Source organism: Frankia sp. AgB1.9 (assembly GCF_016786355.1).
Taxonomy (GTDB): Bacteria; Actinomycetota; Actinomycetes; order Frankiales; family Frankiaceae; genus Pseudofrankia.
In genome coordinates this window covers 1-19,238 of record NZ_JADWYX010000090.1, presented here as the reverse complement: position 1 = coordinate 19,238, position 19,238 = coordinate 1, and the positions used below count along the sequence as shown (strand labels likewise).

18 protein-coding genes and 1 tRNA gene are annotated in these 19,238 nt (G+C 73.0%); 13 read left to right on the top strand and 6 right to left on the bottom strand.

What is annotated here, in order from left to right; translation table 11 throughout:
* Positions 1-49: 49 nt before the first annotated feature.
* Both I6A60_RS28890 and I6A60_RS28885 read right to left on the bottom strand, forming a co-directional pair.
* Positions 50-1,003 (bottom strand): ribokinase, encoded by a 954-nt coding sequence (locus tag I6A60_RS28890; protein ID WP_307873915.1) that lies wholly within the window; start codon positions 1,001-1,003, stop codon positions 50-52.
* 155 nt (positions 1,004-1,158) lie between these two features.
* Entirely contained in the window at positions 1,159-1,698 is a 540-nt protein-coding gene (locus I6A60_RS28885; RefSeq protein ID WP_203012233.1) for a DUF1697 domain-containing protein, read from the bottom strand.
* 346 nt (positions 1,699-2,044) lie between these two features.
* On the opposite strand from I6A60_RS28885, the gene I6A60_RS28880 reads away from it, so the two are divergent.
* From I6A60_RS28880 to orn, 4 genes are all read left to right on the top strand, one after another.
* Positions 2,045-2,512 (top strand): polyketide cyclase, encoded by a 468-nt coding sequence (locus tag I6A60_RS28880; protein ID WP_203012232.1) that lies wholly within the window; start codon positions 2,045-2,047, stop codon positions 2,510-2,512.
* Positions 2,513-2,588: 76 nt separating this feature from the next.
* A complete protein-coding gene (locus tag I6A60_RS28875) occupies positions 2,589-3,380 on the top strand; it encodes a ferric iron reductase (protein WP_203012231.1) in 792 nt (263 codons plus the stop codon).
* Positions 3,381-3,528: 148 nt separating this feature from the next.
* Positions 3,529-4,008, top strand: coding sequence for a hypothetical protein (locus I6A60_RS28870; RefSeq protein ID WP_203012230.1), 480 nt, complete (start codon positions 3,529-3,531; stop codon positions 4,006-4,008).
* 81 nt (positions 4,009-4,089) lie between these two features.
* Entirely contained in the window at positions 4,090-4,770 is a 681-nt protein-coding gene (gene orn / locus I6A60_RS28865) for an oligoribonuclease (protein ID WP_203012229.1), read from the top strand.
* 71 nt (positions 4,771-4,841) lie between these two features.
* Here orn and I6A60_RS28860 read toward each other — a convergent pair.
* Positions 4,842-4,917 (bottom strand) — tRNA-His (locus I6A60_RS28860).
* A 704-nt stretch (positions 4,918-5,621) separates the two neighbouring features.
* On the opposite strand from I6A60_RS28860, the gene I6A60_RS28855 reads away from it, so the two are divergent.
* The 5 genes from I6A60_RS28855 (at position 5,622) to I6A60_RS28835 (ending at position 9,870) form a co-directional block, all read left to right on the top strand.
* On the top strand, positions 5,622-6,590 hold the full coding sequence (locus I6A60_RS28855) for a pirin family protein (protein WP_203012228.1): 969 nt from the start codon (positions 5,622-5,624) through the stop codon (positions 6,588-6,590).
* Positions 6,591-6,794: 204 nt separating this feature from the next.
* Complete coding sequence (locus I6A60_RS28850; RefSeq protein WP_203012303.1) at positions 6,795-7,523, top strand: Crp/Fnr family transcriptional regulator; 729 nt, start codon at positions 6,795-6,797, stop codon at positions 7,521-7,523.
* Between the two features lie 124 nt (positions 7,524-7,647).
* Complete coding sequence (locus tag I6A60_RS28845) at positions 7,648-8,574, top strand: HipA family kinase (RefSeq protein ID WP_203012227.1); 927 nt, start codon at positions 7,648-7,650, stop codon at positions 8,572-8,574.
* Positions 8,567-8,974 carry a DUF3037 domain-containing protein gene (locus I6A60_RS28840; protein WP_203012226.1) on the top strand — a complete coding sequence of 136 codons (408 nt, stop codon included), beginning with the start codon at positions 8,567-8,569 and terminating at the stop codon, positions 8,972-8,974. The genes I6A60_RS28845 and I6A60_RS28840 overlap by 8 nt, the downstream gene beginning before the upstream one ends.
* A gap of 101 nt (positions 8,975-9,075) precedes the next feature.
* Positions 9,076-9,870 (top strand): DUF222 domain-containing protein, encoded by a 795-nt coding sequence (locus I6A60_RS28835; protein WP_203055745.1) that lies wholly within the window; start codon positions 9,076-9,078, stop codon positions 9,868-9,870.
* Here I6A60_RS28835 and I6A60_RS28830 read toward each other — a convergent pair.
* Positions 9,845-12,067, bottom strand: a complete 2,223-nt coding sequence (locus I6A60_RS28830) for a glycosyl hydrolase (RefSeq protein ID WP_307873914.1) — start codon at positions 12,065-12,067, stop codon at positions 9,845-9,847. The two genes, I6A60_RS28835 and I6A60_RS28830, sit on opposite strands and share 26 nt — an antisense overlap.
* 604 nt (positions 12,068-12,671) lie before the next feature.
* On the opposite strand from I6A60_RS28830, the gene I6A60_RS28825 reads away from it, so the two are divergent.
* The 3 genes from I6A60_RS28825 to I6A60_RS28815 all read left to right on the top strand — a co-directional run bounded on the left by I6A60_RS28825 (position 12,672) and on the right by I6A60_RS28815 (position 14,811).
* On the top strand, positions 12,672-13,688 hold the full coding sequence (locus I6A60_RS28825; protein ID WP_203012223.1) for an LLM class F420-dependent oxidoreductase: 1,017 nt from the start codon (positions 12,672-12,674) through the stop codon (positions 13,686-13,688).
* 38 nt (positions 13,689-13,726) lie between these two features.
* On the top strand, positions 13,727-14,197 hold the full coding sequence (locus tag I6A60_RS28820) for a thioesterase family protein (protein ID WP_203012222.1): 471 nt from the start codon (positions 13,727-13,729) through the stop codon (positions 14,195-14,197).
* Between the two features lie 77 nt (positions 14,198-14,274).
* Positions 14,275-14,811, top strand: a complete 537-nt coding sequence (locus tag I6A60_RS28815; protein ID WP_203012221.1) for a glutathione peroxidase — start codon at positions 14,275-14,277, stop codon at positions 14,809-14,811.
* Between the two features lie 151 nt (positions 14,812-14,962).
* On the opposite strand, the gene I6A60_RS28810 is transcribed toward I6A60_RS28815, so the two are convergent.
* Both I6A60_RS28810 and ssb read right to left on the bottom strand, forming a co-directional pair.
* Positions 14,963-17,155 carry a phospholipid carrier-dependent glycosyltransferase gene (locus tag I6A60_RS28810; RefSeq protein ID WP_307873913.1) on the bottom strand — a complete coding sequence of 731 codons (2,193 nt, stop codon included), beginning with the start codon at positions 17,153-17,155 and terminating at the stop codon, positions 14,963-14,965.
* A gap of 163 nt (positions 17,156-17,318) precedes the next feature.
* On the bottom strand, positions 17,319-17,918 hold the full coding sequence (ssb, locus tag I6A60_RS28805) for a single-stranded DNA-binding protein (RefSeq protein ID WP_203012220.1): 600 nt from the start codon (positions 17,916-17,918) through the stop codon (positions 17,319-17,321).
* 340 nt (positions 17,919-18,258) lie between these two features.
* Between ssb and I6A60_RS28800 the strand changes: the two genes are divergently transcribed.
* Positions 18,259-19,140: an aldo/keto reductase gene (locus tag I6A60_RS28800; protein ID WP_203012219.1), complete on the top strand. Its 882-nt coding sequence runs from the start codon at positions 18,259-18,261 to the stop codon at positions 19,138-19,140.
* Positions 19,141-19,238 lie beyond the last annotated feature (98 nt).

Sequence of the window (19,238 nt, the reverse complement as noted above, 5' to 3'; positions counted from 1 at the left end):
GGAGGGCGGAAGCGGCGATCACGCCAGCTGGCTGTGGCCATTCGCGGCACTAGACGGTGCTGAGTGCGGCGTCGACCTCGGATGCGGTGGGCATGGCCGGTCCGGCGCCGAAGCGGCCGACCGCGAGGCCAGCGGCCGCGTTGGCCCGTTCCAGGGCGGCGGTGGCCGGCAGGCCGGCGGCGAGCGAGGCGCCGAAAGCGCCGCAGAAGCAGTCTCCGGCGCCGGTCGTGTCGACCACCGGGCCGCGCCGGCCGGGCAGGGCCACCACCTCGCCGCCGATCCGGGCCAGCGCACCCTGCGCGCCGAGGGTCACGACGACGTCGCCGACCGGCTGGCCGTTCGAGGCGGTCAGCCCGCTGCGCAGCCGTTCCGCGATCGCCGCGGCGCCAGCACGCGGGGCGTCGACCAGCTCGGCGAACTCGGTCTCGTTGACGATCAGAACGTCGGTCGCGGCCAGCAGCCCGGGGCTCGGCGCCCGGAACGGCGCGAGGTTGAGGACCGTCCTCGCCCCGGCGGCCCTGGCCGCGCGGGCGGCGGCCTCGTTCGTCTCGCCGGGAATCTCGTCCTGCAGCAGCAGCACGTCGCCGGCCCGGATCGTCGCCTCGGCCACCCGGGCCGGGCTGACCGAGCCGTTCGCGCCGGCCACCACGATCACCGTGTTCTCGCCGCCGTTGGCGACCGTGATCAGGGCCGTGCCCGACGGCCCGTGCTCCATCCGGACCAGGGAGGTGTCGATCCGCTCCGCTCCCAGGAAGCCGGAGAGCACCGCGCCGAACCCGTCGGCCCCCACCGCGCCGACCAACGCCGTCGGGGCGCCGAGCCGGCGGGCGGCGACCGCCTGGTTCGCACCTTTGCCGCCGGGAATCTGGTGCACCGAGCCGCCGGGGACGGTCTCGCCGGGCAGCGGCATCCGCTCCACCGTGACGACGACGTCCATGTTGATCGAACCGATGACGACCACCCGGCCGCCCGACCATCCGGCAGCCTGCCCGCGCTCAACCACGCCTCATCGTGAACCCTCCCGGCCGGCGCGCAAAGGCGACGACACCGACACCTACCGCGAAATCCGGTCCGTCGGCGCTCGCGAGAGCCGGTAGCGGCGTCGGTCGGACAGCGTGATCCTCGCGCGGTGCCCCACGCCGGTCGAGCGCTTGACCGTCAGACGGCGCAGGTCAGGTCGCGCAGCGCGACGACGGTGCGCCAGTTGCGGGTCGTCCCCGTGACCGCGAGCTTCTTCTCGATGTTGGTGTTGTTGAGCTTGGTGCGCCCGTAACCGTTCGGGCAGTGCAGGTAGACGTCCCGCCCGACGACCGTGACCTCCTCGTCCGCGCCGGCCAGCGCCGCGAGGCTGGCGGCCCGGGCCCGGGCCGGCTCCTCGGCGAGGAAGGTGACGTGCAGCTTGGTCGGATCGTCCTGCCGGTCCAGGTACGGGTTCGCGGCGGCCAGCGCGGCGAGCTCGTCGCGGGTGCGCAGCAGGACGGTGGTGCGGACGCCGATCTCCCGGTTCAGGCGGGCCTCGATGTCCGCGGCCAGCGCGGCAGGCGGCGCCTCGGTGCCGAACAGCACGTTGCCGGACCGCAGGTAGGTCGAGATGCCGGCGAACCCGAGGCCGGCGAAGACGGCGTGTAGGTCCGCCATCGCGACGCTCGCGTGCCCGGCCACGTTGATCCCCCGCAACAGCGCCGCGTAGGTGGTCACCAGCCTCCTCCCATCACCCCCCGGTGAACCTTATGAGCACCGGCCCCGCGGTCCAGCGGATTCCGCCGATCTCGCCAAGGCTTCACCGGCTCGTCACATGGCCACGGGCCCTCGGTCGGGGTCGCGGTACCGGCGGCGCCCGGCCGGTCCGTGCCGATCCGTCCACCGGCTCGACGGCCCGCGTCGCCGGGCCGCGCGGAACGGGTGGTGTCCGTGTCGTTACACGTCCGCGGCGCGACAGTGCAGCTCAGCGGCCTGATCCGGAGGTCAGCATGGTCCTTGCGCGCACCGTCGCGCGTGTCCACCTGTGTCAGCGGGGCCAGGTGCGGCTGAAGGGATGAGAGCCATGCGTGAGCCGTTCCGGACGAGCTTCCTGTCCACGTCCGTGGCGGCGGGGCCGGACGAGGTGTGGTGGGTGCTCGTCGGTGACGAGGAGCCGGGCGTCGAGGGGCCGGGCGCCATGCTGCCCGACCGGCGGCTGGTGTCCGACTGGCAGGCCGGCTCGCCGGTCCGGCTGACCGCCGGCGGTACCGACGTCTACGGCACCGTGCTGCGGGCCACGGCGCCGCACCGGCTGACCTACACCCTGGGCGCACCGCTGCCCGACGGCGTGGACGCGACCGTCATCGTCACCTGGGAGGTCCTGCCGGCCGGCGAAGGTAGCGTGATCATGCTCTCCATCGACGACCTGTGCCCCGACGGCAACGACGACCTGCGGGACGCCTGGGCCCACGTGCTGGCCGAGGTCGGCTCTCGGCTCGAGGTCCTCGCCCCGCCTGTCCCGGACCCCCGGCGCGGGCCCGACCGGGCCTGACTGGGTCTGACCCACCGGGCGGACCGGATCGGGCTGGGCTCGCGGGACAGGTCTGTCCGCCTGCGGCGCGCCTAGCATGGTCGGCGTGCGGGAGGACGCCGGCGGGCCCGCCGAGCTGGGAGCGCGGTTCGGGCCGTATTTCGCGCTGGACCGGCTCCCGGGTGGCGGGCCACCGCCCGCCGGGTGGGCGATCGTCGCGGACCTGGCCGACCCCGCGACCGGGGCCTTCGACCGGCGGGTCCGCGCGGTTCGCGCGGCGCTCGCCGCCGCCCGATCGGGCCCGGCCGAGACCGTCGACGAGCGGGTGGCCGTGTCCGTCGCCCAACTCGGTCTGTGCGCCCGGCTGGTCGCGCCGGCCCTCGCGCTGGCGGTGGTCGACGCCCGCCCGCTGACGCTCGACCCACGCAGGCTCTACTGGCGCGACGTCCTCGGTGGGCCGTTCCCCCTAGCCCTCTCTGGCGCGCCGACGCCTCCCGCAGGCGACGTCCCGGGCCCTGGGGGAGCGGAGCGGTTCGCGGCCGGGACGCTCATCCCGGTCGTCGCGCCCATCGTCGACGCCGTCAGGCAGGGCTACCCGGTGTCCGAGAAGGTTCTGTGGGGCAACGTCGCCTCGGCCGTGGCCGGCGCCGCGAAGATGATCGGGCTCGCCGAGCCGGCGTTGGCCGCGCCGGCCTGGCGCGTCGTCGACGAGCTGTGCGGCGGGGCTGGCGGCCCGTTGCTCGACACCGGGGGGCGGGTCGGCCCGGCCCGGTTCCGCCGGCGCAGCTGCTGTCTGATCTACCGGCTGGCCGAGGGCGGCGTCCGTGCCATCTGCGAGGACTGCGTGCTGGGCGCCGGCCCGTCGTCGCCCGGCCGCGCTCCGAGGTGACCCTCCGCCCCCGACTGACGGCCAGGGGCGGCGGCCTGGGCGGGCGGTCGGGCGGCGGGCTGGTGTCAAGGTCACCGGGACCGGCGGGCTACAGTGACAGCCCCAGGGACCACATTCCGGTCGGTGCCGACGGAAGGGTACGAGCAGTATGGACGCGGTCAGGCGTGGCTATTTGGGCCTGATGCTGTTCATCATCGCGCTGGTGCTGATGCCGCTGCTGGTCATCGACTACCACCGCCAGACCGAGACGGACGGCGGTCGGGCGAAGTCTCCCGCCCTCGCCGGTGCCTCGTCGCCAGCCCCGACCAGCGGCGGCGCGGGCCCGACGGCCGCGCCGGTCGAGTTCCGTCCGGTGATCGTCACGTTCCAGGGTGTAGAGGACGGGCAGACGCTGCGCGGGGACGTCGCGATCACGCTGATCACCACGGGTGACGTCGGTCCGATCAACTACACCCTGGCCGGGGCCCCTGGCCAGTGGCTGGCCGAGAGTTCGCCCTACCTCTTCTCCCCGCATCCGGGTGGCTGGCGCACCACGCAGGTCTCGAACGGCGACTACACGTTGACGGCGACGCCCCTCAACACCCAGATCGGCGCTCGCTCCGTGCACTTCCTGGTCCAGAATCCCTGACCGGCCCGGACTGGCCCGTCAGGGTGGCTGTCAGGTGGGGGCCGCGTGACGCTGACGCGGGGAAACCCTAGTGTCAGACAGATGGACCGCCTGGTGTGGATCGACTGTGAGATGACGGGCCTCGACCCGGCCTCGGACGTGCTGCTGGAGGTCGCCTGCCTGGTGACCGACGGGGCGCTCAACGTCGTCGGCGACGGGGTCGACCTGGTCATCTCCGCGCCGGACCCGGTTCTCGAGACGATGGTGCCGGTCGTCCGGGACATGCACGCGACCTCGGGGCTGACCGAGGCGGTCCGTGCCTCGACGCTCACCGTCGCCGAGGCCGAGCAACAGGTCCTCGCCTACGTGCGCACGCTCGTCCCGGAGAACCGGCGGGCGCCGCTGTGCGGGAACTCGATCGCCACCGACCGCACGTTCCTCGCCCGCTACATGCCTGAGCTGGACGGCTACCTGCACTACCGGATGATCGACGTCTCGTCGGTCAAGGAGCTGGCCCGCCGCTGGTACCCGCGCGCCTACTATGCGGCCCCCGCCAAGCGTGGCGGCCACCGCGCCCTCGCCGACATCCGCGAGAGCATCGAGGAGCTGCGCTACTACCGCCGCACTGTCTTCGTCGGCGCGCCCGGTCCCACCACCGACGAGGCGCGCGCGGCGGCCACCGAGACCCGGGCCGAATCCGACGCGGAGCTGGCAGCGGCTTCATCGCGCAACGGCAGCGCCCCCGACGCGGCACCCGCGACGGCGGCCCCGACCTCGGACTGACTCTCCTGGGAGTGGCGGCGGTGGCCGGCCCCGCGAGGGCTTCCTCGCGGCCGGCCTGTCGCCTGCTGAACTGGGGTGGGTGACGGGACTTGAACCCGCGACCACCGGGACCACAACCCGGTGCTCTACCAGCTGAGCTACACCCACCATGCCTCGCCGGACCACCGGCGAAGACGGCCCGGTGAGGGGCGGCGCAAGACCGTCCTGACCGGGCTTCGCCATAGTACCGGGCGGAACGGCCGGAGCGGCAACAGGGTTTCGAGCCGGCTCGGGGCGTGGCCGGGCGCTCGGGCGGGCGGCCCGGAGTGGGACGCGGGCGAGCCCGAACTGGGTACGTCGGGCGCGACCAGAACGGCCGCGGGCCAGGTCAGCGAGGGCGGCGACGGTCCGGCGGACGGGACGCGAGGTGCGCGCCGCCGCGGTTGTCACGGGGGCGTTGGCGCCCACGTAGCCGGCTGACGCCCAGGATGCGTTCCTGGATGATCCGCTCTTGCCGTGAGCATCGGCGATCCACGTCCCCGAAGGTAGCGTTCCGTCGAGCATCCGGTGTCCATCGTCACACGGTGTTTACCAAAGTCCCGGCGTGTCATGAGCGACGCGGACCGGGTCATCACTCGCATTGGCCATACGCGGCGTAGTCCCGTGGTGCTCTGGCGCTACTCGGAGTGAGGTATTGGTGCCTCGCGGGCGGGGGCCGTCGTGCCGGGTGCGGCGTCCGTCCGACCCCGGCCGTGACATCGGCCGGACCGGGCCCTCTCGCTGGAAATCGCGCCCAGGGGACGCGGAAGCTTGGGGGGTCGACCTTCGTTACAGTGGTCGATAGTTGCGCGTGCAATCAAGGAGGAAGTCCCATGCCCGCCGTCACCGCCGACACCGTCTCGTTGCCTCGGCTTGCCGGGCCGGGGCTCGGGGACATCCCGCGCCCCGTCCGGAAGATCACTACAGCGCCTCTCGGCTACGAGGGCGAGGGCTTCCCGGTCCGTCGCGCCTTCGCCGGGGTCAGCAAGGCCGACCTGGACCCGTTCGTCCACATGGACCAGATGGGCGAGGTCGAGTACGCCCCCGGTGAGCCCAAGGGCACGCCGTGGCACCCGCACCGGGGCTTCGAGACGGTCACCTACATGATCGACGGCACCTTCCAGCATCAGGACTCGCACGGCGGCGGCGGGATCATCACCGACGGCGCGACCCAGTGGATGACCGCGGGCGCCGGCATCCTGCACATCGAGACGCCGCCGGCCGCGCTCGTCGAGAGCGGTGGCCTCTTCCACGGCATCCAGCTGTGGGTCAACCTGCCGGCCAAGGACAAGTTCACCCCGCCGCGCTACCAGAACCTGGAGGGTGGTCAGGCGGGCCTGGTGAGCACCGCGGACGGCGGCGCGCTGCTGCGGATCATCGCGGGTGAGATCGGCGGCCACCGCGGGCCGGGCTCGACCCACACCCCGATCACGCTCGCGCACGTGACCGTCAGCCCCGGCGCCCGGGTCGACATCCCGTGGAACACCGAGTTCAACGCGCTGGCCTATGTGCTCGCGGGCGCCGGGACCGTCGGCCCGACGGACGCGCCCATCGAGACCGGCCAGCTCGCCGTGCTCGGCGCCGGGGACCGGCTGGTCTTCGCGGCGAGCGCCCACCAGGACGCGCACACCCCGAACCTGGAGGTCCTGCTGCTGGGCGGCCAGCCGATCCGCGAGCCGGTCGCCCAGTACGGCCCGTTCGTCATGAACACCCGCCAGGAGCTGGAGCAGGCCGTCGAGGATTTCCAGAAGGGCAAGCTCGGCGTGATCCCGGCCAACGCCCTCATGCCGCACCGCGTCTGACCGGCCGCAGCCGCCCCGACCGGCGTGGCGAGGCACGCAGGGGCCAGCCGGACCGGGTTTCGCGCCGCCCCGGCTGGCCGATCGGCCGGTGCAAGTTCCAGAAATAGGTCACTATGGCTGGACTGGGTGGGCGCGACGGGCCAGCCGGGCGCCGACATCTGCGACGCGGCGGCGGGGCGCTCGGCGCCGGCGGCGGGGGGCACCGTGGTGGAGCAGGACGCACACGCGCAGTGGTCGGCCGGGTCCGGTCGGCGCTGGCCCGAGCAGACGGTGCTCGGCCGGCTGCCGGCGGAATCGCAGGCGGGCATGCTCGCCCTCGGTGGGTTCCGGGAGTTCACTCCCGGCATCCCGATCATGCGGGAGGGCGACCCGACGACGTTCGTCGCGGTGCTGCTGCGCGGCTGGACGAAGGTGACGGCGCTGACCGAGGACGGGGGTGTCGCGCTGCTCGCCGTCCGGCACGGTGGCGACGTCGTCGGCGAGTTCGCGGGCATCGACTCCCAGCCGCGCTCCGCGACCGTCACGGCCGTCGGCAAGGTGCTGGCCAAAGTGATCAGGGCGGAGGAGTTCGCCGCCTACCTGGCCACCGACCCGAGCGCGGCGGCGGCGATCAGCCACAGCATCGTCGCGAAGACCCGGTTCAGCATCCGCCGGCGGGTCGAGTTCGCCGGTTGCTCGGTGGCCGTGCGGGTGGCCCGGGTTCTCGTCGAGCTGGACCGCGCCTACGGCGTCGACGACGTCGGCGGCCTGCGGGCGCTGGGCATGCCGCTGACCCAGGGGGAGCTCGCCGCCCTCGTCGGCGCCAAGGACCCGACGGTGCACAAGGCGCTGCGTGCGCTGCGCCAGGACGGTGTCATCGAGTGGGGCTACCGGCGCATCAAGATCCGGGACCTGCCGGCCCTGCGGATCGCGGCCGGCCTGCCCCCCGGGTAATCTTCGACGCCGACACGCTGGATCTCGGCGGGCGACCTGTGCCCGGGGTTCCCGCCGCACGGCCCGCCCCCGTTTGCTGGCGCGCCTGGTGGAACGGCGTCGGCCCAGGTCTGGCGGATCGGTGGTGGCAGTGGTGCAGCGAGCGGGGGTGCTGCGAGAGGTCCGCGCGATCCGGTACGCCACGCCGCTGCGGGAGGGCGGCAGCCTGCCCGGGATCATGGAGGCCGACGACCTCGGGACCTGGGTGGTGAAGTTCCGCGGCGCGGGGCAGGGCGTGCGCGCGCTGGTCGCCGAGGTGATCGTCGGCGAGCTGGGCCGCGCGCTCGGGCTCCCGGTGCCCGAGCTCGTCGTCATCGACGTCGACCCGGTGCTCGGCCGGGTCGAGCCCGACCAGGAGATCCAGGACCTGCTGCGGGCCAGCGCCGGCCCTAACCTCGGGATCGACTACCTGCCCGGCTCGATCACCTACGACCCGCTCGCGTTCACGGTCGACCCGGGGCTGGCCGCGCGGGTGGTCTGGCTGGACGCGTTGACGCTGAACGTCGACAGGTCGTGGCGCAACCCGAACCTGCTCGTCTGGGGCGGCCGGCTGTGGCTCATCGACCATGGCGCCGCGCTGTACCCCCACCACGGCTGGGCCGCCCGGACGGCCGGGCCGGACCCCGCGTCCGGACCGCCCCCGCCGCCCGACCCGCGGGTCCTGCCTCGCTGGGAGGAGCACGTGCTGCTGCCGGCCCTCGGCGACGACCCGGCCGCCGCGCTGCGGGCCGCCGACGCCGCGCTCGCGCCGCTCGTCGGCCCGGACCTGCTGGCCCCGGTGGTGGCCGCGGTCCAGGCGAGCTGGCTCGACGTCGAGCCAGGGCGGTACGTCGACTGGCTCACCGCCCGCGTCGAGGGGGACCGGCCCTGGCTGGAGGCGATGACGGCGGTCCGCCCGGGGACGATCGCCGCGGCCCGGCGGGAGGCCGCCGCCGCGGACGCCGCCCGGCCCGCGCCACCGGCCTGGCTGCGCCCGGCGCTCTCCCGGGCCCGGGAGGACGGCCGTGGCTGACCTGTTCGAGTACGCGCTGGTGCGGGTCGTGCCGCGGGTGGAGCGCGGCGAGTGCATGAACGTCGGCGTGCTGCTGTGGTGCCAGGGAGCCGGCTACCTGGAGCTGCGCTGCCTCCTGGACGGCGACCGGCTCGCCGCGCTGGACCCGTTCCTTGACCTCGGCGCGGTGCGTACCCATCTGGACGCGCTGCACAAGGTGTGTGTCGGCGGCCCGGCGGCGGGCGCGGCCGGCGTGATGTCGCCGGGGGAGCGGTTCCGCTGGCTCACCGCGCCGCGCAGCACCGTGGTGCAGACCTCGCCGGTGCACACCGGCGTCACCGCCGACCCGGCGGCCGAGCTGGACCATCTCGTCGACGTTCTCGTCGACCGGCAGCGGCCACCCGGTGGCGCGGCCGGTTGAAGCGGCGCCCGGGCTGACCTATCCTCGAACAGGCGTTCGATAGTGGGCGCGTTGGCGGCTGCCCGGCCGTCCGGACCTTCGGGGGCTCGAAGGACGATGACATGGACCAGGAGGAGCGGGATTCCCTGGCAGCGCTGCGCCGCGCGCTGGCCGCGATCGAGCCGACGGCACTCCCGCCCGAGGCTGCGGCCGAGCTGATCGGCCAGCTGGTCGGGGTCGTGGCGGCCGCGCAGGCGGCGCTGGTGCGGGCGGTCGGCGCCGCGGCCGGCTCGCGCGCGCGGACGGCAGCCGCCGGCCCGCGCTCCGCCGGCGACGCCGCGCAACCGGCCGGCTGGCTTGCCCAGCGCACCCGGCTGACGTGGGCCGCCGCGGCCGCGCTGCTCGTGGCGGCGCGGGCGTTGTCCGCCCTGCCCGTGCTGGCCGACGCGTTCCGGCGCGGGGATGTGGGGCTCGACCACGTGCTCGCCCTGGCGATCCCGGTGGCGTCGGCCCCCAGGCTCGTCGCGCTGGCCGGGCCGGCCGCGGCGGAGCTCACGGCGCTCGCCCGCCGGGCCGACCCGGGCCAGGTCCGCGCCGCCGTCGACCGGTGGCTGCGCGACGTCGACCCGCGCGGGGTGGCGGGTGACGCCGAGGCCGCCCGACGGGCCCGGTCGCTGTCACTGCTGACGGTCCCGGCCGGTGCCGCCGGCGGCCCGGACGGCCAGGTGACGATCTGCGGGACGGTCCCCGTCGACGATGCCCGCACGCTGCTGGACGCGTTGCGCCTGGCCGCGCGGGTGGCCGCTGGGCCGGGTGATGCCCGGAACCCGGCCCAGCGGCGCGCCGACGCCTTGCTGGTGATGGCGCGGTGCTACCGCGCCGTCACCGACCTCACCACAGCTGCGCGTAGCGGGTAGCCGCCGCGGTGTTCTGGTAGAGGCAGTGATCGCCGACCGGCCGGAAGAGGTTCGAGCCGACGTTCTCCATCTCGCAGTTGTTGAAGTAGGACTCGTAGTACATGCCGTGACCGGCGCGGGCCACCATCCAGTCGCGCATGAACTGGATGTAGCTGGCGTTGTCGCCGCCGCCGTCGTCTCCCGACCCGGAGGCCACGCCCCATTCGGGGACGCCGAACAGCTTGCCGTGGGCCCGGGCGAAGTTGTACAGCCAGGTGATGCCGCCCATGGCCTCGGCCTGGTCGTTGAACTGGTCCAGGGTGAACGACGGCGGGAAGTGGTCGTAGGCGTCGATCGACACGATGTCGACCCACTGGTCGCCGGGGTACAGGTCGGTCGGGACGTGGCTCGGCGGGTTCTGCGAGTAGTGGGCGTTGATCGTCCAGTCGAACTGCGGGCTGGTGGTCGTGGTCGAGCGGATCGAGTTGACGACCTGGCGGAAGCAGTTGATGTAGTCGGAGGCGTTCGTGCCGGCCCACGGGTACCAGTCGCCGTTGGCCTCCCAGGCCAGCCGGACGATCGAGTTCTGGCGCCCGGTCGAGTTGAGCGTCCGGCCGAACTGCTGCCAGTAGCTGTTGTAGGCGCCGGTCGCGCAGGTGGCCAGGTTGGAGGTGTGGTCCTCCGGGAACGGCGGGACGGTCAGGACGAGCTTGCCCGGCCAGCCGTTGAAGTTCGTCTCGGCGAAGGACGGCCGGACGATCGAGGCCCAGCTGTCCCGCGCCACGTAGACCTGCGCGATGTCACACAGGTCGCCGCGGAAGGAGCAGAACCCGTCGACGTCCTGCGGGGTGATCAGCGGGTCGCCGTTCGCGCCGGACAGCCAGGGCTGGCCGGACCGGTTGCCGCCGCCCGTGCCGCCGCCGCCCGTGCCGCCCCCGCCCCCCGTGTCCGCGCTGGTGTAGGTCTCGGCACGGTCGAACGACACCGCGAAGGCCGCGGACGCGGAGTTGCGCTGGCCGATGTTCGTCACGACGGCGATGTGGTCACCGAACGACAGCTGGCCCGAGTCGTAGATCAGCGTGTTGCTGGACGTGGGCGCGTACGTGTCGACGGTGGCGGTCGCCCGGCCGTCCACGCTCACGGACACCAGCCCGCCGGCCTGCTCCTTCACGCCGTAGATCAGGATGCGGTTCCCGGTCCAGCGGATGGTGGTGGTGGCGCCGGCGGTCAGCGAGTAACGGAAGGACCTGTTCGGCGTGGACGGCACGCAGCCGCCGCACCGCGTCCAGTTCCCGTTGTAGACGACCTGGTTGCTGTCGGGGCCGATCGCCGTGTCCTCGATGGTCGTCTTGGTCCCGGTCGGCGGCGTGCTGCCGCCGCCGCTGCCCGAGCCCGGGTCGGTGAAGATCTCCGCGCGGTCGAACGAGACGGCGAACGCGGCCGACGCGGCGTTGCGCTGCCCGAGGTTGGTCAGGACCGCGGTGTGGACGCCGTTCGGGAGCGTTCCCGAGTCGTAGAGCAGCGCGTTGCTGGAGTTCGGGGCGTAGGTGTCGACGTTGGTGGTCGACCCGTTGTCGACCTGCACGCTGGCGAGGCCGCCGGCCCGCTCCTTGACCCCGTAGATCCTGACCTGGGTGCCGGTGAACTGGACGGTGGCGGTGTCGCCGGCGGCCAGCGAGTACTCGAACGAGCGGTTCGGGGTCGACGGCATGCAGCCGCCGCAGACGGTCCAGTTCCCGCCGTAGCTGACCCGCCCGACGCCGGCCCCGACGTTGGTGTCCTCGATGACGGCCGACTGGGCGGCGGCGAGCGGGGTGATCCCACCGGTCTGGATCATCGTGTGCTGGAGGTCGGCGGCGGCGAGTGGCTCGGTGGCCGGCGCGGTGGTCGTCAGGATCGGGACCTGGCCGATCCCGTCCATGGTCGGCGGTGGCGCCGCGCCGCGCAGGACTCCTGGGAGGGTGCCCGGGTCCACCTCCGAACCGGGGATCCCGGGTGAGGCGGCGTAGACGGCGTCCGGGGTCACGACCGCGCCGAGCACCAGCGCGACGGCCAGGACGGCCAGGCTGGTCAGGCGGGGCCGCAGTCGTGGCCTCGGCCGCGGTCGGCGCCGCGCCGCGCGGCCGGCGGAGCCTGGGGTGGCCGGGTCGGTCGCAAGGGCGCTCAGCCAGGCCCGGATCGGGTCGCGGGCGCGGCGGCGGTGTCTCCTCGCAGGCACCGGCAGCCCTCCCCGTCTGGCCACCGGACCGCCGGCCGAGACCGGCGCAGAGGTGGGTTCGGTCGGCTCACCGGCGGCTCCCAGGGGCACAGAACATCCCTTCGTCCCGGGCCGGATGACTCTGGTTGGCATCCGTAGGCCCGTTGTAACCACGAACGCCGCGACCGTATACGCAGAGTAGCCATTGATTGCGCTAGGTAGTCAACGTTCGGCGGTTCGGGCGCGACACCCCGCGCTTCGCCGTTACCCGGTCGGAGTGGCGCGTTCGGCCTCCATCGGTGCGCTCGGCGGCATGCCGGCCCCAGAGGCCGGTTCTCCAGGGTGCTGCGCCGCGTGCGGCGGGTTCGTGTCGCCATGCGCCGGCCTCGCGTCGCCGTGCGGTTGCTCCCGCGTCGCCGTGCGGCGCCGCGGGAGGAGAGCGAGCCTGCTGGTGGCGCGGGCGCCGGGCGTCGCCGATGTCACACCGTGGGCAGGCACCCGATCGGTTGCCCCAGCTGGCCGCCGGGCGGGAGCGTGGGCCGGGACCACGCCGTCAGGCCGGGCCGGCGCCCCTGGTTGTCGGCGGCGGGTCATGCTCAGACGGCAGCCAGCGGGAGGAATCCGGATGAAGATCGACGCGAGCCTGTCCGACGACATCGGCGCCACGCGGACGGCGGCCGCGAAGATCGAGAGCGACGGCTACGCCGGGGGATGGACGTCCGAGACGAAGCACGACCCGTTCCTGCAGTGCCTGCAGGCCGCGATGGCCACCGAGTCGATCACCATCGGCACCGCCATCGCGATCGGGTTCGCTCGCTCCCCGATGACACTCGCCTCGACGAGCTACGACCTGGCCCGCTACGCGCAGGGCCGGTTCGTCCTGGGCCTTGGTTCCCAGATCAAGCCGCACATCGAGCGGCGTTTCTCGATGCCCTGGTCAGCCCCCGCGGCCCGGATGCGGGAGCTCATCCTGGCCACCAGGGCGATCTGGGCCACGTGGCACGAGGGCGTCAAGCTCGACTTCCGCGGTGACTTCTACTCCCACACCCTGATGACGCCGTTCTTCACCCCCGAGCCGCACGAGTACGGACCGCCGCCGGTCTTCCTCGCCGCCGTGGGCGAGAAGATGACCGAGGTCGCGGGCGAGGTCGCGGATGGTTTCTTCGTCCATCCCTTCACCACCATGCGGTACCTGGAGCAGGTGACCGTCCCCGCCTTGCTGCGCGGCCGGGCGAAGGCCGGCAAGGACGGCCTGGACGGCTTCGTCATCAACGGCCCCTCCTTCGTCACCATCGGGCGCACCGAGGAGGAGCTGGCCGCCGCCATCCAGGGCACCAAGGCCCGGATCGCCTTCTACGGCTCGACGCCCGCCTACCGCCAGGTTCTCGAGCTGCACGGCTGGGGCGAAGCCCAGGACGAGCTCAACACGCTGTCCAAGCAGGGCCGCTGGGACGACATGGCGGACGTGATCACCGACGAGATGCTGCACGAGTTCTCCGTCGTCGGCACTCCCGCCGAGGTCGGGCCGAAGCTCGTCGCGAAGGTCGGCAAGGTCTACGAGCGCCTCACGTTCTACAGCGGCTACGACGCCGAGCCGGCGCTGTGGTCGGAGCTTCTCGCCGCCGTGACCGCCGCGTCCTGACTCGTTCAGACGGAACCTCCGAGTCAGAGGGAGCGTGCGTGGAGACACCGGTACGGATGACGCCGGACCCTGAACGCAGGGAGCTGGCGCGGTACCCGTGGGTGCATGAGATCCGCGCCCGGTTCGCCGACGTGGACAACCTGGGCCACATCAACAACGTCGCGGTCGTCTCGTACTACGAGGACGCCCGGGCCACGTTCAACAACGAACTGCTCGGCCTGTTCAGCCTCCATGGCTCGGCGAAGGCCGGCCCGTTCCATTTCCTGGTCGCCCAGTCCAAGGTCGACTACCTCGCCGAGGCGCACTACCCGGGCACCTTCCAGGTCGGTGTCGCCATCGGCCCGATCGGTCGGTCCTCGGTGATCTACTACGCCGGACTCTTCCGCGACGGCCGGTGCCTCGGGCTGGCCGACGCGGTACTGGTCCACCGGGTTGAGGGCTCGACGACGCCGGTCCCACCGGACCGCCGGGCGCTGCTGGAGAAAATGGCGTTCCGCGCCGGGAATTGACCAGGGGCAGGTCGGCGTTTTGGGTTGAACGTCAGGACTGTCAGTATTCGGACCTTTCGGGAGTGTCGGACCGCATCATGAGTGTCTACGACTACACGGTCGCCACCGCCGACGGTGGAACCCGTTCGCTCGGCGACTACGCCGGCAAGGCCCTGCTCATCGTCAACGTCGCCAGCAAGTGCGGTCTCACGCCGCAGTACGAGGGCCTCCAGTCGCTGTACCAGGACCTGCAGGGCAAGGGCCTGGAGATCCTCGGCTTCCCCTGCAACCAGTTCCTGGAGCAGGAGCCGGGCACCGACGCGGAGATCCAGGACTTCTGCCGGGCCACGTACGACGTGACGTTCCCGGTGTTCAGCAAGGTCGACGTGAACGGCTCGGAGGCCGCGCCCCTGTACGGCTATCTGCGGGCAGAGGCCCCCGGGGACTTCGGGCCGCAGTTCGGCGGCTTCTACGACTTCATCTCGACGACCTTTCCAGAACGGATCGGCACCGACCAGATCAAGTGGAACTTCACCAAGTTCCTTGTCGGCGCTGACGGTGAGGTCATCCGCCGCTACGAGCCCTCGGTGACGCCGGACGAGATCCGCCCGGACCTCGAAGCCCTTCTCGGCTAGGTCTGCTTTTCCTCGCCGCGGCCGCCCTCGGTCCGCCGGGCCCGAATCGGGCCGGGCGGCCAGGTGGCCGCGGCCACCCCGGCGGCACCGCGGCGGCCATTGCAGCGGCACCGCCGCGGCCAAACCGGCGGCACCGCCGCGGCAGGGCTGGTCAGCGTGCCGCGGTCAGATGGATCGGGGGCGCAGCCGGGTCGGGCGTGGCGCTGACCTGACCTGTGGAGGCCAGGACGGTGACCTGACCGTCCCGGCCGACGACGGTCGGTGCGAGCTCCCGGTCGACCCACTGCTCTCTACCGGACGCCGTGGGGGTCGTGTAGAGGGCCAGCCCGACCGTGCGGGTACCGGCCTTGCTGGCGGCGGGAGCCTTCCTGTGGTGCAGCCACCGTGGAGTGCCCCGCAGACCGGTCGACGGCGTCAGGCCGCGCAGGGTCGTCCCGCTCGGGGTGATGACCAGCTGGGCGTGAACCGGCCGCGTCGGGTCGATCGGGTAGGAGATGTCGCCGGCGTCGCTGGTGAGCACCAGCCGGGCGGCCTTCGCCGGGTCGCGCGACGGGTCGATGGTCACGTCCAGCGTCACCTCGTCACCGACCTGGTTGGCCAGACGTTCGAGCCGCGCGCCGGCTGGAGCATCCGGGGTCCGGTTGTACGCGGCCGGGATGCGCAGCAGATACGCCGGCCGGCCGGCGTTGTTGGCGAGCACCGCCTCGTCGGGGGCGCCGCCGCGAGTCACCGCCCACAGCATCCGGCCGTCGAGGCCCGGTGGGTTGGCGGCCAGTGAGGTCGGGTGCATCAGGTAGATCGGGTCGACCGACAGGAAGATCAGCGGGCGGCCCGGTAGCGCGTCGACGATCCGGTCGAGGTCGCGGTCATGCCGGCTCAGCGTCACGTTGGCCGGGACCGCTGTCGCCAGTACCAGGCAGGTCAGTCCCGCGATCACGGTGACCGCGGCGGCGCCTAGCTTGGGGCGCCAGGCTGCGAGGTCCACCAGGCCGCGGGCGCCCAGCTGGACCAGAACGGCCAACACCGGCAGCACGTAGAACGGTCCCAGGAAACGGATGCCGCCCCACAGAAAGGCAGCGTTCCAGGCGCCCCAGAAGGCGACGTATCCGGCCAGGAAGACCAGTGCGCCGACGCCGAGCATGACCCCCGCACCGCCGATCCGGCGCCGGGCGAGCGCACCGATCGCGCAGCCCAGCAGCACCACTCCGCCGCAGGCCCACCCGCCCAGCAGGAACAGGTGCAGGCCGACCGACGACAGGCCGTCGGGCAGGGTGAAGTGGTGGGCCCGGTCCGTCGGGTAGAGCCGGCGCACCCCGAAGCCCATCTTGTCTTCGGATTCGAGGTAGGTGAACGGCAGCTGGAAGGGCGATCCGGTCGCGGCCGCGTCGAAGGCGAGCAGCAGCGCCGCCGGCACCGCGAGGCCGACGCCCGCTCGCCCGGCCAGCCACCACCGCCCGCCGCGGGCGGTCACGAGGGCCCACACGGCCAGCGGAGCCAGCAGCGTCAGCACGTCGAAGGGCCGTACGGCGGCGGCGATGCCGGCCGCCAGCCCAGCGCCGACCAGGGCCCAGCCGCGCCGGTCCCGCCAGCCGCGCCGCGTCGCCGGTGCCCGGGCCGCGGCCACGCCACGCAGCAGGCCGAGGACGGCCAGCTCGATCATCACCAGGACCGGCAGGTACGCCAGCAGCATGCCGTCGAGCAGCACGACCAGCGGTGACGTGGCGAACAGCGTCGCGGCCACCGCCGCCACCCGTCGATCGTCGAACAGCGCGAGGCCGAGCCGGTAGGTGACGACGACGGCCAGTGCGGCTATCACGGCGAGCCCGGTGCCGAAGCCACCGGTCACCAGCAGGCTCAGCGCGAAAAGCGCTGGTACGAAGGGGGTGTACTTGAGGACGTAGTGGCCGTGCACGCCCTTGGCGAGCCAGGGCGCGAACGACCCGACCGGTGTCCCGGCCCGCGGGAACAGGTGCCCGGAGGCCAGCGTCTGCGCCTGCAGGCGGTAGAGCGCCTCGTCGTTGTTGATCGACAGGTGCGGGAACAGCAGGTACTTGACCAGCAGCGCTATCCCGGCAGCGACCACGGCCAATGCCGCGATGTACCAGCCGGTCGGGCTCATGGCTCGCACCCGCGTGCCGATGACGACCACGAGTCGGCGTGGGCCGGCAGGGCTAGGGGGAGCGCTTGGAGCCTGCTCGGCGGTGGCGGCACGGGCAGCGTCGACGGCGTCGTCGGTCGCGGGCTCGGCCGCCACGCCGTCTCGTTCGGCGGGCAGAGTCACGGTCTGCGTGGGGACGTCGGCCGCCGCGGCCCGCCTTTCCCGGTCATCCCGCACGCTCTCCACCAGCGTGAGCGTATCCGTCCAGCCGGACCGCCCCGGCGCCGGGCGAGGCCGGGCCGAAGGTGGCCTCTCGTCACGGGAGCGCTGGCGCGGGTCCGCTCGGGGAGTGGGCGGCCGGCGCGCCGACCGCGGACCCGTCGGGCGGCGGCCGTCAGGAGCGTCCCCGTCATGGCTGGTCGTCCTCGCCGACGGCTGCCCAGCCAGCGATGAGTTCCCCGGTCACCTCGTCGAGGTCGGGGACCGGCGGGAGCCCGTCGGCGGCGTCCGCTGGAAGGTCCCCGTCGGCCCAGTGCACGTCCGCGAGCTCCGTCGAGCTGTCCTGGGTGACGACGTCCAGCGGGCCGCCGGGAACCGGGGTGCTGTCGTCCGTCCGGCCAGGCTGGACCGTCATGGTCCCATCGCCACGGACGGCCCGGTTGATGCGGGCCGGATGCCAGGTGAGCTCCAGGCCGACCGCCTCCGCGTAGATCTCGTAACGACGGCGGCGCTCGCCCTGGAGGGTCTGGAACTCGTTCTGCTGGAGCCGGCCAGCCACCAGCGCGCGGTCACCCTTGCCCAGGCTGGCGGCGACATGCTCGGCCAGCCGGCGCCAGCAGATGATGTCGATGAACAGTGGGGCGCCGTCGATCCAACGGTCCTGCCCGCGGTCGTACCGGCGCGCCGTCGAGGCGAGCCGAAACGAGCACACGTAGGCACCCGTCGGGGTGATCCTCAGGTTGGGGTTGTCGATGAGGTTGCCGACCAGGGTGATGTTCGCGTCGAGCATGCCGACCTCCCGGGACACGGGGTTCGTTGGGACTGGTGCGCGATGGGTGCTCGCGCCGCCGGACCGTGGGCCACCCGGCGTGCCGCCAGAGTGACCGTTCGCGGAAGGCCTGGGAAGTGGGTCGGTGCCGGCTGTGGACGACGCCGATCTGTCCACAGACCGGCCCGGTCGCCGAGCACGATCCGGTCGAGCTGGGAACACTGACCCCGGAGGCGCGGTTGCCAGCGATCGGTGGTCGGCGTAGCGCCCGCAGCGTGGGCTCACGCGACGCCGTGCTCGCACGGGCCGGGGCGGGGACCTGGCGGAGTGCGGGCCCTGTCTGACCAGTGAGGGGACGAACATGTCGAGTACGACGAGCACGTCACAGCCGTCGGCGATCGCCAGCGGCGCCTTCCGGCTCGGCGGCGACCTGACCGTGAACCGGCTTGGCTACGGCGCGATGCAGATCACGGGACCCGGCGTCTGGGGGCCTCCCGCGGACCCGGACGGCGCGGTCCAGGTGCTACGGCGGTCCGTCGAGCTTGGCGTCAACTTCATCGACACGGCGGACTCATACGGTCCGTACGTCAGCGAGGAACTGATCGCCAAGGCGCTGTACCCCTACCCGGAAGACCTGGTGATCGCGACGAAGGCCGGCCTCCTCCGGACCGGGCCGTCGGTCTGGGTTCCGCTCGCCCGCGGCGCGTACCTCCGCCAGGAGGTCGAGATGTCGCTGCGCCGGCTGAAGGTGGAGCGCATTGACCTGTTCCAGCTCCACCGGATCGATCCGCGCACCCCGGTCGAGGAGTCGCTGGGCGAGCTGAAGAAGCTGCAGGAAGAGGGCAAGATCCGCCACATCGGCCTGTCCGAGGTCACCGTCGACGAGCTGGCGCAGGCCCGGTCGATCGTCGACGTCGTCAGCGTGCAGAACCGTTACAACCTGGCGGACCGCGCCTCCGAGGACGTCCTGGAGTACTCGGAGCGCGAAGGCCTGGGCTTCATCCCGTGGTTCCCGGTCGGCACCGGCTCTCTCGCCCGCCCGGGCGGTCCGCTCGACGCGGCATCCTCCGCACACGGCGCGACGCCTGCGCAGCTCGCGCTCGCCTGGCTGCTGCGCCGCTCGCCGGTGATGCTTCCGATCCCGGGCACCAAGTCAGTCTCCCACCTCGAGGAGAACGTCGCCGCGGCGGAGATCACGCTCACCGACGAGGAGTTCGAGACCCTCGAGGCCGCCGGCCGCTGACGTAGCCAGACCAGCCTCGGCGGCTGGTGACTCGGCTGTGGTCCGCCAGTCCCGGGGCCCGGGCGGGGCGAGCGCCCCCGGGCCCGCCCCCGCGAGGG